The following is a 13,833-nucleotide window of genomic DNA, read 5'->3' on the forward strand; positions in this document are numbered from 1 at the left end:
GAGGCGAAGTCGTGGATGGATGAAACTGTCACAAAGCTGGAGTTTCCGATTGCCTTGGTACGATGGTCAGTGACTCCGGATTATTCTCGGTTCGTTTCTCACACCGTTCCAACAGCGAACTCAACATTTGATTTTATGCGCTGCGTGGTTTTTTTGATAGCAGTTCTTGCGACCGGCAGCAAGCGGCCTACGCTTTCGCCTCCGACGTTTTAGCGTGGCGGCCGGGCCCACGCCCCGATTAAAGACTGGTGCGAAAACGCGCGCCCAGTTTAGCGCCGTAAAAAACGACCATCGCAAAAGCCGCGAGAAACGGAAGCGCTAGCAAAGCGAACCCGTAGGTAACGGCGATCACCGGCAGCCACAGTATTAAGATGCCAGTGAACGTACCTATGCCTATGGTCCGGTGCCAGGCGCGCTCGATGAAAAACCCCTGGCAAATGCCGATGGCCAGTGCCGATAAGACGACGGCGGCGATCTTGATCATGCCAGGGAAATTCTCCATGCCTATGTAAATAAGAAAAACGGCAAGGAAGCTGACAACTGCGCTAAGCGATCCTATCAATCCCATCTTCGCTGCGCTCATCAGCACCTCTCAAGCAAAAAAATAAAGAATCGCAACGAAGAACGCCACGAGGACGAACGTCATATTGAAGCCCCGCCGAACCCATTTCTTTAACTGGCGCAGGGTCTGGTCCTCATGCGCTGCGGGCTTTTTATAGAGCCGCCGAAACAGCTCGGCGCGATATGGTCCCCAGTCCTCACCGCTGTTCATATCCTCTGCCAGCAGTTGTTCCAGACGTCCTTCAGCCGCTGCGACTCTGGAACAGTACTCGCCGAAAATACTCTATTTGGTTGCCAAAAACATATGTGAAAATAAAAGTCCATGGGGACTTGGGTTAATATGCGGGCATGAACCTGATACGTTTTGTTTGCACCCTGGGCTTGCTGCTGGCCGGCGCAGCCCATGCCGCGCCTTTGAAAATCTATGGCATGGAGAGCAGGCCGATCAGCTTTCTCAACGATTCACGCCCCGATGGTTTCGCGGTCGAACTGGCGCGCGCCATCCAGGACCGGCTCAACCAGCATGACGTCATCGAGATCGTGCCATGGGCGCGTGCCAATTCGTTGGCGGTGGTGGGGCCGGGTGTGCTGCTGCTGTCCATCGTGCGCACGGCCGAGCGCGAGCGCAACCTGCACTTTGCCGGCGCCATCTTCAACACCCGCGTGACGGCGTTTGCGCTCAAAGGCAAACCGGCCGAATGGCAAAAGCAAAATATCGACCTGCACACGCTGCGTGCCGGCGGCCGCCGCAGCAGCATCTTCGTCAGCCTGCCGCGCGCGCAGGGCTATCAGGTGCTCGACGAAACCAATACCTCGGAAACGGCCGCCAAGATGCTACTCAACCGCCGCTTCGATTTGTGGTTCGATGGCGAGGAGCTGTATGGCGACGCACTGCGCCAGGCAGGCTACCGCGAGAGTGAGGTGGAGGTCGCATTCCGGCTTGACCTGGTCGAGGTGCACTTTGCTTTTTCCAAGGGCACTTCGCCCGCCATTATCCGCGCCTGGGAGCGCGAACTGAAGGAACTCAAGCGCGATGGCGGCTTCCTGAAGATCTACCGCAAGTGGCTGTCGCCCCATCAATTGCCGCCCGACGTGGCGTTGTCGCATTAGTAAGCATTCTCTAGAATGCCTCGGCTAGAATAAAATACCGGCAAACAGCACTGATGGGATGGAAATGGCTAAGAAGTTGAAGAAGAACGATGATCAGCAACTGGACGCGGTCCGCATGTCGTCGCAAGAAATCTGGCAGGCCGGTCTGGCCGCTTTTGCGAAGGCACAGGAAGACGAGGGCAAGTTCTTCTCGATGCAGCTGTTCGAGGAGCGCGTGCTGCGCGCACTGAGCTCGATCGGCGTGCCGAACCGCGAGGAAATCGACGCGCTCAACCAGCGTATCGATGCGCTGACCGCGCAAGTCGCGGCACTGTCGGGCCAGTCCTCCGCCAAGCCAGCCGTTAAAAAAACCGCCGCCAAGGCCATCAAGCCGGCCGTGAAAAAGCCCGTAGCCAAGAAAGCCGCCGCCAAAAAGCCGGCCGCCAAGAAGGCTAAGTAACGGCATTTAGGCGTTAAGTGCGCCTAAAAGCGTGCGCGGGTGTTCCTCTGTGGTGCGCATCGGTGTTATGCTTGCACGAGAATAAACAGAGGTTTCCTTGCTATGCTACAAAAAGCTCCCCGCCGTACCCGCGAACGCATCTTAGAGCTGTCTTTGCGCTTGTTTAACGAGTTTGGCGAGCCCAATATCACCACCACCGTGATCGCCGAAGAGATGAATATCTCACCGGGGAACCTGTACTACCACTTCCGCAATAAAGACGACATCGTCAACTCGATCTTCGTCCAGTTTGAAGCCGAGATCGAACGCATCCTGACCGTGCCGAACGGCCGCCGCTCCAATATCGAGGACGTGTGGCTGTACCTGCACCTGATGTTTGAACTGATCTGGCGCTACCGCTTTTTCTACCGCGACTTGAACGACCTGCTGTCGCGTAACCGCAAGCTGGAGCTGCACTTCAAGCAGATCCTGGCGCACAAAATCAAAGTGGCCAAGCAGCTGTGCGAAGACCTGCGCAGCGAGAAATCGCTGGAAGCGACCGACACCGCCATCGATGCCATGGCCACCAATATGGTGGTGGTGGCGACCTACTGGCTGTCCTACGAATACGTGCGCAACCCGCGCAAATACAGCGAGCAGCAGTCGATGGCCGATGCGCTGGCGCGCGGCTGCTACCAGGTGCTGTCGCAAATCGGCCCGTACCTGCGCAATGAAACCAGCTTGCTGTTCCAAAAACTGTCCGAAGAATACCTGAAGAAGCTCAAGTAGCCCGGAGGCCTCATGGCGTGGACCCCTTTCCCGTATCCCGATCCTGTGTACCGCTACACGCCGGAGAGCCTGCAAGCGGCGTGGCCGCAACTGCACGCCGGCGACCGTGAGTCTTTCCCGACCCACCCAGTGCTGCTGCAGGCGTGGATCGCCTTTCACGCGGGCGAGTTTGAACGGGCGGCGCGACTGGGACTGGACGTCGGCGTGAAAGGCTACGCGGTGGCGCACAAAGCCATCTGCATGCACACCAACTACCTCGAACCGAACGAGAAGAAGCGCCTGGCCACCTTCGAATGCGTGGCCGAGCGCTGCGAGCGGCAGCAGCTGGAGCAGCCCGATAATCCGGCCGGCTACTACTGGCACGCCTACGCGCTGGGCCAATATTCGCAAGGGATTTCGGTGGTGAAGGCGCTGGCGCAGGGACTGGGCGCGAAGATCAAGCGTAGCATCGACATGGCGATCAAGCTAGAGCCGCAGCGCGCCGACGCCCACATCGCGCTGGGCGTGTACCACGCCGAGATCCTCGACAAGGTGGGCGCGGTGCTGGCCGGCCTGACCTATGGCGTGAAGAAGGACGAGAGTTATCGCCAGTTCGAGCAAGCCCTGAAGCTGAATCCCGATTCGGCCATCGCCCGCATTCAGTACGCGCGTGCGCTGCTGATGTTGGACGGTAAAAAGAAAGCGGCGCAAGCCGCGAGTTTGTACGAGCAAGCCGCCGCCTGCAATGTCCTCGACGCCACCGAGCGGCTAGACCGGCAAGCGGCGCAACAAGAATTGGAAGAGGAAAAACTGAGTGGTTAAGGCTATTTGTGTGTACTGCGGCGCCAATCCTGGCGCATCTCCCCGTTTCGCTGAAGAGGCGCGCGCGCTGGCGCGGGTGCTGGTGGAGCACAACCTGTCGCTGGTCTACGGCGGCGGCAAGGCGGGCTTGATGGGCGTGATTGCGGACGAAGTGCTGCGCCTCGGCGGCGAGGTGACGGGCGTGATCCCGACCGCGCTGGTCGAACGAGAAGTAGGGCACACCGGCCTGACGCGCCAGTTCATCGTCAAGGATATGCACGAGCGCAAAGCCATGATGGCGCAACTGGCGGACGGCTTCATCGCCATGCCGGGCGGCCTCGGTACGCTGGAAGAATTGTTCGAGGTGCTGACCTGGGCCCAGCTGGGCATCCACGCCAAGCCGATTGGCCTGCTGAACGTGGACGGCTATTACGATGGCCTGGTCAGCTTTGTGCGCCACGCTACCGAGCAGGAACTGGTGCGCCCGCAGCACGCGGCGCTGATGATGGTCGAGAACGACGCGGAAACCCTGCTGCGCCGCTTCGTCTGAATTACAACTGCGCCGGTGTCCAGTGGCCTTCCACGCGCGCCAGCGCTTCGAGATAGTAGTAATCCCCCCATAACGTCGCTTCATCCACGCCCAGGTCAGCGGCGCGGTGATAGACGCCGTGGCGCAGCAAGCCGCCGCTGGCCGGGCGGTGACCGGCACAGTGCAGCGTGAGCGCCTCCAGCAGGTCCAGCGCGGCGCCGTGATAGTGCTGGCGCTGGGCACCTTCCGGCAGTTGATCGGCAATCTCCAGCAGGCCGCAGGCGGCAATCGCGCACGCGGAGCTGTCGCGCGGTTCGCCGCCATCGTGCGGCAGGCTCAAATCCCACAAGGCGATGCGGTCCGGCGGCAGCTGCGCCAGGAAGTAGTCTGCCAGGCGCATGGCGTCGTCCAGCAGCTTCAGCTCCGGCAGGTGACGGTGGTTTAGGGCAAAGCCGTAGATGCCCCATGCCTGCCCGCGCGCCCAGCACGAATCGTCTGCCAAGCCTTGATGCGTAGACGGGCGCAGGGCCGCGCCGTTGTCCGCATCAAAGTGGAAGGTGTGGTACGTGCTGCCACCCGGCCGCACAAGGTGCGTGCGGGTGCGCTGCAGGTGGCTGCGCGCTACATCGGTGTAGGCCGGATCGCCTGTGGTGCGCGCGGCCCAGTGCAGCAGCGGCAGGTTCATGATGCCGTCGATGATGACGCGGCCGCGTTGCTCGGCATCGTCCATGGTCCCCCACGATTGAATCACGCCCGCTCCCGGCAGGAACCGCGCCAGCAGGCGCTGCGCCGCGCCCAGCGTGGCGGCGTGCGCACCGGGCTGGCCGCACAAGTGGTGCGCGGTGGCGCAACTCAGCATGTAGAGAAAGCCAAGGTCGTGGTGTTGCAGGTCGACGTCTTGTTCGAGCCGCGCGATGAAGCTGGCCGTCTGCTGTTCTGCCGCGCGGCGCAGCGCGTGCTGGCCGGTCAGGGCATGGGCCAGCCATAGTTGGCCGGTCCAGAATCCGGTGGTCCAGCCGACGTTAGCACCCGGTGCGGCGTCGCCCAGCCGGCGCGGCTGATAGTACTGGTTGATGCTGGTATCGCCGGGAAAAGCACCGGGGGCCAGCACGGCAAGGGTGATTTCCAGCTGGCGCAGGGCCAAATTCAGGGCGCGGGCAGTCATGGTGCGGAAAGGTGGTTGATGAGAGTTAACGTTACCATGTGATTCTGCGAATTTCAAGAGTACTTAGCAGCACAAAAGCCAAAAAACGCTTCACAATCTGAAAAAACGTGTGGTATCGTTAACCTATCTACCCTTGAAGGAGGATGGTTTTGAAGACTTACCGTGTAACTTTGGCCAGCCTTTGTGCCGGATTCTTGCTGTTCACGCCTGCGCACGCGGCGCAATCGCCCGGCGCTGTGCTGGCGTTGATGGAGAAAACCGCTAACTGGCAACTGGCGCATCCAACCGGTTATCCGGCCGACGACTGGACCGAGGCAGTCGGCGATGCGGGCTTCATGGCGCTGGCCGGCATCTCTGGCAGCGCCACCTATCGCGACGCCATGCTCGATATGGGCCGCAAGAACCGCTGGCGCCTCGGTCCCAGTCTGTATCACGCGGACGACCAGGCGGTAGGCCAGACCTACGCCGAGCTGTATCAACAGTTGCGCGATCCGGCCATGATCGCGCCGATGCGCGCGCAGTTCGATAACATCATCGATGAGCCACGCGACGGCACGCTGGACTTCCTGGTGCCGGGCGTGTTGATGCGCTGGTCGTGGTGCGACTCGCTGTTTATGGGACCACCCGCGTGGGCGCGCTTGTCCTCGGTGACTGGTGATCCGCGCTATCTGGAATTTGCGATTGCGCGCTGGTGGAAGACTTCCGACTATCTGTACGACCAGCAGGAGCACTTGTATTTCCGCGACAGCCGCTACTTCAAGCAGCACGAGGCCAATGGCAAGAAGGTGTTCTGGGGACGCGGCAACGGCTGGGTACTGGGCGGTTTGGCGCGCATGCTGCAGTATGTGCCGGCGAATCACCCTGCCTATCCGCGCTTTGTGCAGCAGTATCGCGAGATGTCGGAACGATTGCTAGGCTTGCAGCAGGCAGACGGCTTGTGGCGCGCCAGTTTGCTCGATCCGGCCAGCTATCCATCCAAGGACACCAGCGGTACCGGCTTGTACACCTATGCGCTGGCGTGGGGCGTGAATCAAGGCCTGCTGCCAAAGGAGAAGTATGGCCCGGCAGTCAAGCGCGCGTGGCAGGCGCTGGCCGGTAGCGTGTCGGCCGAGGGCAAGCTGACGCACGTGCAGCCGATCGGTGCCGATCCTAAACACTTCGATCCCGAATCGACCGACGTGTTTGCGGTGGGCGCCTTCCTGATGGCTGGCAGCGAAATGTATCGTATGGGCCTGGAGGAAGCGCACGCGCCGCGCGTGGTCACGGTGGCTAACAGCGGCAAGGCGTATCGGCTGGAAGAGTCGGTGGAGGCGCAGGCCGCAGACGTGGCGGTGATGGATGCGCTGACATCGCGCGTGCTGCCATCACAGGCGATTGCGCAAGGTGTGTTGTTCCAGACCGACCTCGCGCCTGGCGAGACGCGGCGCTTCCTGCTGTTCCCGCGCAAAGCACTGCCGGTGGTACCGCAGGTGGTGTCGCGTGCACACGCACGCTTTGTGTCGGAGCGGATGGATGATTTCGCGTGGGAGAACGACCGCATCGCACATCGCACCTACGGCCCGGCCATCATGACGGATCCGCGCGAGATGCTGGTCTCCAGCGGCATCGATGTATGGTCCAAATCCGCGCACAAGCTGGTGCAGGATGCGTGGTACAAGTCCGGCGACTACCACCTGGAAAAAGGCGAAGGCCATGACTTCTATCACGTCGGCAAAACGCGCGGCTGCGGTGGACTTGGCATCTTTGACGGCAAGGCCTTGTACAACTCGAAGAACTACGCGAGCTGGAAGATCTTGGCCGATGGCCCGATCCGCACCGAGTTTGAACTGCGGTTCGACGCATGGGACGCCGCCGGCCGCGCGGTGGCTGAAACGCGCCGCGTGTCGCTGGATGCGGGCAGTAACTTCAGCCGCGTGGAGAGCCGTTTCGACAGCCCATCCGCAGCGCCGTTGACAGTGGGCGTGGGTATCGTGCAGCGCGAAGGGCAGGGCCGCTACGTCGAAGACAACTCAGGCTGGATGAGTTACTGGGAGCCGGAGATGGGCGCGCATGGCAGCAATGCCTGCGCCGTCATCGTGCCCGGTGCCGGCGCCTTTGCTGCCGCCGACGGTAATTATCTGGCGACGGCTGTGACCACACCGGGGCAGCCCTTCGTTTATTATCTTGGTGCTGCATGGAGCAAAGGCGGCGACTTCCCGAATGCGCAGGCATGGGAAGCCTACGTCAAGAGCACGGCGGCGCGCGTGGCCTCGCCGGTGCAAGTAACAGTGTCGCGATAACAGGAGAACCGCATGCGCTGGATCCACAGCTTCACCTTGGCTGCTGCGCTGGTCGCAAGTTCGGCGCATGCTGATGATGCCTTTGATGCGCTGCGCGCGCGCTGGCAGGTGCAGCTGGTCGGCGCATCCACGCTCGATCGCAGCGATCCCGATGTAGCGGCGCAGCTGCAAGCGCGGGCGCGTTCGGTGCAGGGCTGGCTGGCGCGCATGCACACAGGCGCCGAGGTCTCCGCTTTGTGGGACGATGCTGCTGCATTTGACGATCCCAAAGGCTTGCTGGCCTCCGCCGCCGTCACCGCCAATGCATTCCGCCTGCGCCAAATGGCGCTGGCCTACGCCACACCGGGATCGCCTCTGCATCGCGACGCCGCGCTAGGCACTGCCACCTTGGCAGGACTGGACTGGCTGGTGACGCACCACTACCGCGCCAGCAAACCAGCCATCGGCAACTGGTGGGACTGGCAAATCGGCACACCCTTATATCTGCTGGACGTCCTCAGTTTAATGGACGCATCACCCGAACTGCGTACACGCACGCTGGCCGCAGTGAACTGGTACATCCCGGATCCACGCCATCGCACCCGCAGCGACGGCAGCTTGCGCAATGCCGAAACCGAAACCGGCGCTAATCTGCTGGACAAGGCACTGGTGGCAATCCTGAGCGGAATGCTGGGCAGGGACGAACAGCGCGTAACGCTAGGCCGCGACGCCATCAGCCCTGCACTGGAACTGGTGGAGCGCGGCGACGGCTTCTATCGCGACGGTTCATTCGTACAGCACACCTACGTGCCGTACACCGGCAGCTACGGTGCCGTCGCGCTGGCCGACTTCGCGCGGCTGGTGCAACTGCTGTCCCACTCCGCATGGCCCATCACCGATCCACGCGTGTCCAACGTATTCCTCTGGGCCCGCGACAGCTACGCGCCATGGATCATCGATGGCGCCATGCCCGACGCCCTGCGTGGTCGTAAGATCGCCACACCATCGCAGAGCGAACACTCCGTCGGCCGCAGCATGACAGCCTATCTGGCCACGCTGGCGGAAGTCGCGCTGGCCGCCGATGCTGCCGCGCTGCGGTCCGCCGTCAAAGGCTGGATGACGCGCGACCGCAGTTTTGGCGCGCGCTACCTGGCGGCGCCGGGTGGTGTCGGCACATCCGGCCTGTCGCTATACGAGCTGGGATTACTAAATAAAATCGCCAACGATCCTGCCATCCCTGCTGCACCAGAACCACAGGGAGCGCGCCTGTACGCCGCGATGGACCGCGCCATCATGCGCGCCCCAGGCTACGCAGCGGTGCTGGCCATGACCTCGCCGCGCATGTCTTCTTTTGAAGCGGGCAATGGCGAGAACCTGCAGGGCTGGTGGACTGGCATGGGCATGCTGTCGCTGTACACGGCCGACCAGACGCAGTTTGGCGGTGCTTTCTGGGCCGCAGTGGACATCCGCCGCTTGCCCGGCACCACCACGGACCGCGGCGGTAACGGGCGTCCGGTGGAGTGGAAGCAGTATCCGAATACCGAAAACTGGGTTGGCGGCGTCACGCAAGGAAGTTACGCCGCGCTGGGCATGTCGTTCAGCATGCGCGAGGTGACTGGCTCGCCGCTGCACGGCAAAAAGTCGTGGTTCATGCTGGGCGACCGCATACTCGCGCTGGGCGCCGATATCGGCGAAGGCCAGGCGCCAGTAGAAACGATGGTCGAAAACCGCAAGCTGGCCAGCCTGCAGGCGCAGTTGCTTGTTGACGGCGCGACGCTGGCCAACGGCAGCAAGGCTGGCGCGCGCTGGGCCCATTTGCTGGATGCGCAAGCTGGCAGCAGCATCGGCTACGTGTTCCCACAAGGCGCGCACATCGTGGCGGAGCGCGCGGAACGCAGCGGCAACTGGCGCGCACTCAACGACCAGCAAAGCGCGCAGGAAGTGCGCTCCACGTTCCAGACTTTGTCGATACCGCATGGTACCGGTGCGGAGGGCAGCTACGCATACGTGCTGCTGCCCTCCGCCAGCGAGGCAGTCACCGCGCAAGCCGCACGCGATCCCGGCTTGCGCATTGAAGCCAACGACGCACGCGTCGCCGCAGTCAGCGACACCCGCGCCCATGCCTACGCCGCCAATCTCTGGCAAGCCGGTAGCGCGCCGCGCGATGGCAAAGCCTACGTCAGCGCATCTGGTCCGGCCGCAGTGGTGTTGATGGAGGAGGGCAGTTGGCTACACGTATCGGCCGCCGATCCGACGCAAAGCCAGGCCACGCTGGAACTGACCGTGGCGCGCGCCACCGGCCCTGTGCTAACCGCCACGCCGGGCGTGACGGTGCTGGCAACCGCGCCGCAGCTACGTTTGCGCATCAACACCGCCGGCGCAGCGGGCAGCGGCTACAGCGCCACGTTTGCACTGCCCCTTGTCTCGGAGACCAACTGACGGTATCGTTATCACCATATTCAAATATGGGGTAACAGTATGAAGAAACAGTCGGTGACGCTGGTGCAGGTGGCGGCCAAGGCCGGAGTGTCGGTGATGACGGCCTCGCGCGCCATGTCGGGCGACGGCTACGTATCGGAAGACACCAAGGCCAAGGTCCAAGCCGCAGCCAAAGCGCTCGGCTACGCCCCCAACGCGCTGGCGCGTGTGATGAAGGGCGGCCGCACCAACGTTATCGGCGTGGTGGTCAACGACCTGAGTTCCGTGGTGGTGAACGCCTTCGTCTCCGCACTGACCGAAGAAGTCCGCAAATACGAAATGGACCTGTTCATCTACAACTCCGTCGGCCAGCTCGACGAACAAACCCAGCGCCGCCACAGCCAGCTGCTGCATGGCCTGTGGGATGGCCTGATCTACGTCCTGCCGCGCATGACCGACGAATATCTCGAAGCGCTGGAGCGCAGCGAGAGCCCCATCGTGCTGGTCAATTTCTGCCGCCGCGAGACCACGCTGCCGGTGGTGCAGGGCGATAACTTCAACGCCGCGCGCGATGCGGTGGCGGGCCTGATTTCGCAAGGCCACAAGCGCATCGCCTTCATCAAAGGTACGCATTGGACCGGCCAGAGCGCCGAGCGTGAACGCGGCTATCGCCAGGCCATGGCCGACGCCCATCTGCAAATCGACGACCACTGGGTACAGCAAGGCACCTTCAGCGAGCAATCGGGCCAGGAAGCGTGCGCGCGCCTGCTCGCGCACGACGCGCGGCCCACCGCCATCTTCTGCGCCAACGATGAAATGGCGATCGGTTGTATGAACGCGGCGCGTGAACTCAATGTGCAAGTTCCGGAGGAGCTGTCGCTGATTGGCTTCGATGATGTATCGGCCGCCAGCATCGTGCGTCCGCAGCTGACCACCATGCGCCATCCATTGCCGTTGATGGCGCAAGCCGCAGTGCAGGAACTGATGCGCCGCATCCTCGGCCAGCCTGGCAAACGCCAGCGCGTGGAGTTCCCGGCCGAGATGGTGGTGCGCGAATCGACGGCGCCAGCTGCCGGCACTGTCACCAAGCGTCGCACACGCAAGGCATAAGCTTAGCCGCAAACTGTCGCTTTTTCGCCCCAGTCAACGAAAAGCTTGTAAAAAGGCTTGTAAATGAAAAGTTCGACTGATAACGTTAACTCATCTGTTTCGCATATTTTTTTAAGCGGATGTGATAACGTTCACATTTCGCTGCAAGGTGTATATTCCATCGAGGAGGATCAGCAGTGAGCAAGAGCACTAAGCATCAAGCCAGTCTGGCAGTTCGCCCCCTGGCAGCATCGGTAGCCCTGGCCTTGGCCAGTTTGTCGCAAGGCGCTTTGGCGCAAGAGGCGAAGGGAGAGGAAGTTAAGGTCGAGCAGGTGGTGGTCACCGCCAACAAGCGCGCCCAGAATCTGCAAGACGTGCCGGCTGCCATCACGGTGCTGAGCGACGCTACACTGCAGCGGAATAACGTCCGCGATATCAATGACCTGCCGAACTTGTCGCCAGCGCTGACGGTCACTTACTCCACCCAGCCGGGTAACTTCAGCATCAATATGCGCGGCATTGGCACCTACTCGCTCGGCATCGGCGTGGAGTCGGATGTGGCGGTGGTGATCGACGATATTCCATTTGCCATGCAGGCCAACGCCTTCAAGGATTTGGCCGATGTGTTCCGCGTCGAAGTGTTGAAAGGTCCGCAAAGCACGCTGCTCGGCAAGAGCTCCATCGCTGGCGCCATCAACATCACCACCAAACCGATCGACAGTGAGTGGAAAGAGAAAGTCACCACCTACATGAGCAGCGACGGCGAATGGCGCGCTCTAGGCTCCATTTCCGGCGCGCTGAGCGACACGCTGCGTATGCGTGTCGCGGTCAACAAGTCGTCCTTCGGCGGCGTGGTAAAGAACCTGACCACCGGCGATAACCTGAACGGCTCGCGTAGCACCAACTTCGTCGGCAAGCTGGAATGGCGTCCGGACGATCAGTGGAACATCACCTTCAGCCCACGCGCCAGCGAGTCCACCGTCAATTGCTGCGTGCAGCCGTTTTCCAGCATGACGCCGGGTGGCCGCTATCAGAACGTGGCGCAGTTGCCCGCATCGACGCTGCTGTCCGGGATTACTCCGGGCCCGGATAACGTTAGCGTACGCAATGACTACCCGGCCGGCGGCAAAGCCAAGGACAAAGGCGCAGGCCTGAAGGTCAGCTACGCCTTCGACGAAAACGGCCCGCTGGCAGGCTACAACCTGAGTACCATCACCTCGTGGTCCAACTACCACATGAACGACTACCAGGACGGCGACGCTACCGATAGCGACATCCTGGCCTACCTGCCAGTGAACGGCGCGGTGACCGGCCTGCACGGCGGGCTGTATCAATACGGTGTGTTCGACGTGACCTCGCGCACGCTGGAGCTGCGTTTGACCTCGCCGGACAAAGGCCCGCTGAAATACGTGGCCGGCCTGTGGTACGGCGATAACAAGCTGGCGCGTGAACTGACCCGCGCTCCGGTGTCGACCTACGTGACTGACTACGCAGCCACCGCTTACAACACCAGCTACGCCGCCTTCGGCCAAGCCTCCTACGATTTGAGCGCTGCCACCAGCGTGATCGCTGGCCTGCGCGTCAACAAGGAAGACACGGGCTACACGTTCACTCGCTACACGCCGCCGCCGGCGACCACGCGCACGGTGACGGAGTACCTGCATGGCGACGACAGTAACCGCGACACCACCGGCCGCCTGGGCCTCGAACATCGCTTTAGTCCAAACGCCATGGGCTATACGACTTACTCCACCGGCCACAAAGGCGTGGCGTATGATTTGACGTCGAGCTTCACCGGCGTCATTGCCAAGAACCAGCCGGTGCCTGGTGAATCTGCGCATAGCATTGAAGCCGGTTTAAAACTGGGCTTGCTGAATGGCCGCATGTCGTTGGACCTGGCCGCGTTCCGCACCAACTTCACCGGCTTCCAGCAATCGGCAGGCTTCTACGATGCGGATGGCGTGTTCCGCACCACACTGCACTCGATCGGCGGTTTGCAAACCAGCGGCTTTGAAGCGGATATGGGCTGGCGTGTGGACAGCCGCCTGCAACTGAATGGCGCCTTTGCCTACACCCGTGCCATCGTCACCGACTTTGAAAACGGCCCTTGCTACAGCGTGTTGAATGCATCAGGCACCGGCACCACGCCGGGCGGCAACTGCGCAGTCAGTGCGAAGTACAACAACACCAGCGTCGCCAACCTGAAAGGCGCGACGCTGCCGAACGCGCCGAAGTACAAGTTCAACATCGGCGGCCAGTACGACATTCCGACTTCGCTGTCTTACAACGGCTTCGTCACCGGTGCGTATCGCTTCCAGAGCCGCACGCAGTTCAACCTGAACCAGGATCCGATGACGATCCAGGGCGCGTATGGCATCTTTAACCTAGGCTTCGGCATCAAGGATAAGCAGGACAAGTACAAGTTCACCTTCTCGGTCAACAACCTGTTCGACAAATCCTACGCCACCGGCTTGGCCAACAACTGGGCCAACGGTACCTGGAGTTCGAAGGCGCCTAACCCTGTCGTTGTGGTGAATACCACGCAGTGGACGCCGGCCCGCGACTATCAGCGCTACTTTGCGATGCGTGCGGACTTCAGCTTCTAACTTCGTCACATCCGCCCTCGGGATTCCTTTATAGTAGAGGCACAAACAAAAGGGGAGACCGAGGGTGCGGGATGAAGGCGCAAGCGTCCATACAGGGCGCACAGGACTGC

At 61.7% G+C, this 13,833-nt stretch carries 12 protein-coding genes; 9 read left to right on the top strand and 3 right to left on the bottom strand.

What is annotated here, in order from left to right; genetic code table 11:
• Positions 1-238: 238 nt before the first annotated feature.
• Both GTP46_RS14135 and GTP46_RS14140 read right to left on the bottom strand, forming a co-directional pair.
• Positions 239-583 carry a hypothetical protein gene (locus tag GTP46_RS14135; RefSeq protein WP_161007283.1) on the bottom strand — a complete coding sequence of 115 codons (345 nt, stop codon included), beginning with the start codon at positions 581-583 and terminating at the stop codon, positions 239-241.
• A 9-nt stretch (positions 584-592) separates the two neighbouring features.
• Positions 593-772: a hypothetical protein gene (locus GTP46_RS14140; protein WP_161007284.1), complete on the bottom strand. Its 180-nt coding sequence runs from the start codon at positions 770-772 to the stop codon at positions 593-595.
• Between the two features lie 137 nt (positions 773-909).
• Here GTP46_RS14140 and GTP46_RS14145 point away from each other — a divergent pair, with 137 nt between their 5' ends.
• From GTP46_RS14145 to GTP46_RS14165, 5 genes are all read left to right on the top strand, one after another.
• A complete protein-coding gene (locus GTP46_RS14145) occupies positions 910-1,671 on the top strand; it encodes a substrate-binding periplasmic protein (protein ID WP_229258940.1) in 762 nt (253 codons plus the stop codon).
• 64 nt (positions 1,672-1,735) lie between these two features.
• Complete coding sequence (locus GTP46_RS14150) at positions 1,736-2,110, top strand: phasin family protein (protein WP_161007285.1); 375 nt, start codon at positions 1,736-1,738, stop codon at positions 2,108-2,110.
• Between the two features lie 102 nt (positions 2,111-2,212).
• Positions 2,213-2,878, top strand: coding sequence for a TetR/AcrR family transcriptional regulator (locus GTP46_RS14155; RefSeq protein ID WP_161007286.1), 666 nt, complete (start codon positions 2,213-2,215; stop codon positions 2,876-2,878).
• Between the two features lie 12 nt (positions 2,879-2,890).
• A complete protein-coding gene (locus GTP46_RS14160; protein WP_161007287.1) occupies positions 2,891-3,679 on the top strand; it encodes a tetratricopeptide repeat protein in 789 nt (262 codons plus the stop codon).
• Positions 3,672-4,208 (top strand): LOG family protein, encoded by a 537-nt coding sequence (locus GTP46_RS14165; RefSeq protein ID WP_161007288.1) that lies wholly within the window; start codon positions 3,672-3,674, stop codon positions 4,206-4,208. Before GTP46_RS14160 ends, GTP46_RS14165 begins: the two co-directional genes overlap by 8 nt.
• A gap of 1 nt (position 4,209) precedes the next feature.
• Here GTP46_RS14165 and GTP46_RS14170 read toward each other — a convergent pair whose 3' ends face one another.
• On the bottom strand, positions 4,210-5,352 hold the full coding sequence (locus tag GTP46_RS14170) for a glycoside hydrolase family 88 protein (RefSeq protein WP_161007289.1): 1,143 nt from the start codon (positions 5,350-5,352) through the stop codon (positions 4,210-4,212).
• 149 nt (positions 5,353-5,501) lie between these two features.
• Here GTP46_RS14170 and GTP46_RS14175 point away from each other — a divergent pair, with 149 nt between their 5' ends.
• From GTP46_RS14175 to GTP46_RS14190, 4 genes are all read left to right on the top strand, one after another.
• Positions 5,502-7,631, top strand: a complete 2,130-nt coding sequence (locus GTP46_RS14175; protein WP_161007290.1) for a glycoside hydrolase family 88 protein — start codon at positions 5,502-5,504, stop codon at positions 7,629-7,631.
• A 12-nt stretch (positions 7,632-7,643) separates the two neighbouring features.
• Positions 7,644-10,049, top strand: a complete 2,406-nt coding sequence (locus tag GTP46_RS14180) for a polysaccharide lyase 8 family protein (protein WP_161007291.1) — start codon at positions 7,644-7,646, stop codon at positions 10,047-10,049.
• Positions 10,050-10,088: 39 nt separating this feature from the next.
• On the top strand, positions 10,089-11,138 hold the full coding sequence (locus tag GTP46_RS14185; RefSeq protein WP_161007292.1) for a LacI family DNA-binding transcriptional regulator: 1,050 nt from the start codon (positions 10,089-10,091) through the stop codon (positions 11,136-11,138).
• 176 nt (positions 11,139-11,314) lie between these two features.
• Positions 11,315-13,723 (top strand): TonB-dependent receptor, encoded by a 2,409-nt coding sequence (locus GTP46_RS14190; protein ID WP_161007293.1) that lies wholly within the window; start codon positions 11,315-11,317, stop codon positions 13,721-13,723.
• The last annotated feature ends 110 nt before the right edge of the window (positions 13,724-13,833 follow it).

This window comes from Duganella flavida (genome assembly GCF_009857445.1).
In the GTDB taxonomy this organism is placed as follows: Bacteria; Pseudomonadota; Gammaproteobacteria; order Burkholderiales; family Burkholderiaceae_D; genus Rugamonas; species Rugamonas flavida.

Coding starts and splice junctions, on each gene's coding strand:
- GTP46_RS14170 (WP_161007289.1), bottom strand. CDS start 5,352: ATGACTGCCCGCGCCCTGAATTTGGCCCTGCGCCAGCTGGAAATCACC.
- GTP46_RS14145 (WP_229258940.1), top strand. CDS start 910: ATGAACCTGATACGTTTTGTTTGCACCCTGGGCTTGCTGCTGGCCGGC.
- GTP46_RS14155 (WP_161007286.1), top strand. CDS start 2,213: ATGCTACAAAAAGCTCCCCGCCGTACCCGCGAACGCATCTTAGAGCTG.
- GTP46_RS14150 (WP_161007285.1), top strand. CDS start 1,736: ATGGCTAAGAAGTTGAAGAAGAACGATGATCAGCAACTGGACGCGGTC.
- GTP46_RS14180 (WP_161007291.1), top strand. CDS start 7,644: ATGCGCTGGATCCACAGCTTCACCTTGGCTGCTGCGCTGGTCGCAAGT.
- GTP46_RS14160 (WP_161007287.1), top strand. CDS start 2,891: ATGGCGTGGACCCCTTTCCCGTATCCCGATCCTGTGTACCGCTACACG.
- GTP46_RS14135 (WP_161007283.1), bottom strand. CDS start 583: ATGAGCGCAGCGAAGATGGGATTGATAGGATCGCTTAGCGCAGTTGTC.
- GTP46_RS14185 (WP_161007292.1), top strand. CDS start 10,089: ATGAAGAAACAGTCGGTGACGCTGGTGCAGGTGGCGGCCAAGGCCGGA.
- GTP46_RS14140 (WP_161007284.1), bottom strand. CDS start 772: ATGAACAGCGGTGAGGACTGGGGACCATATCGCGCCGAGCTGTTTCGG.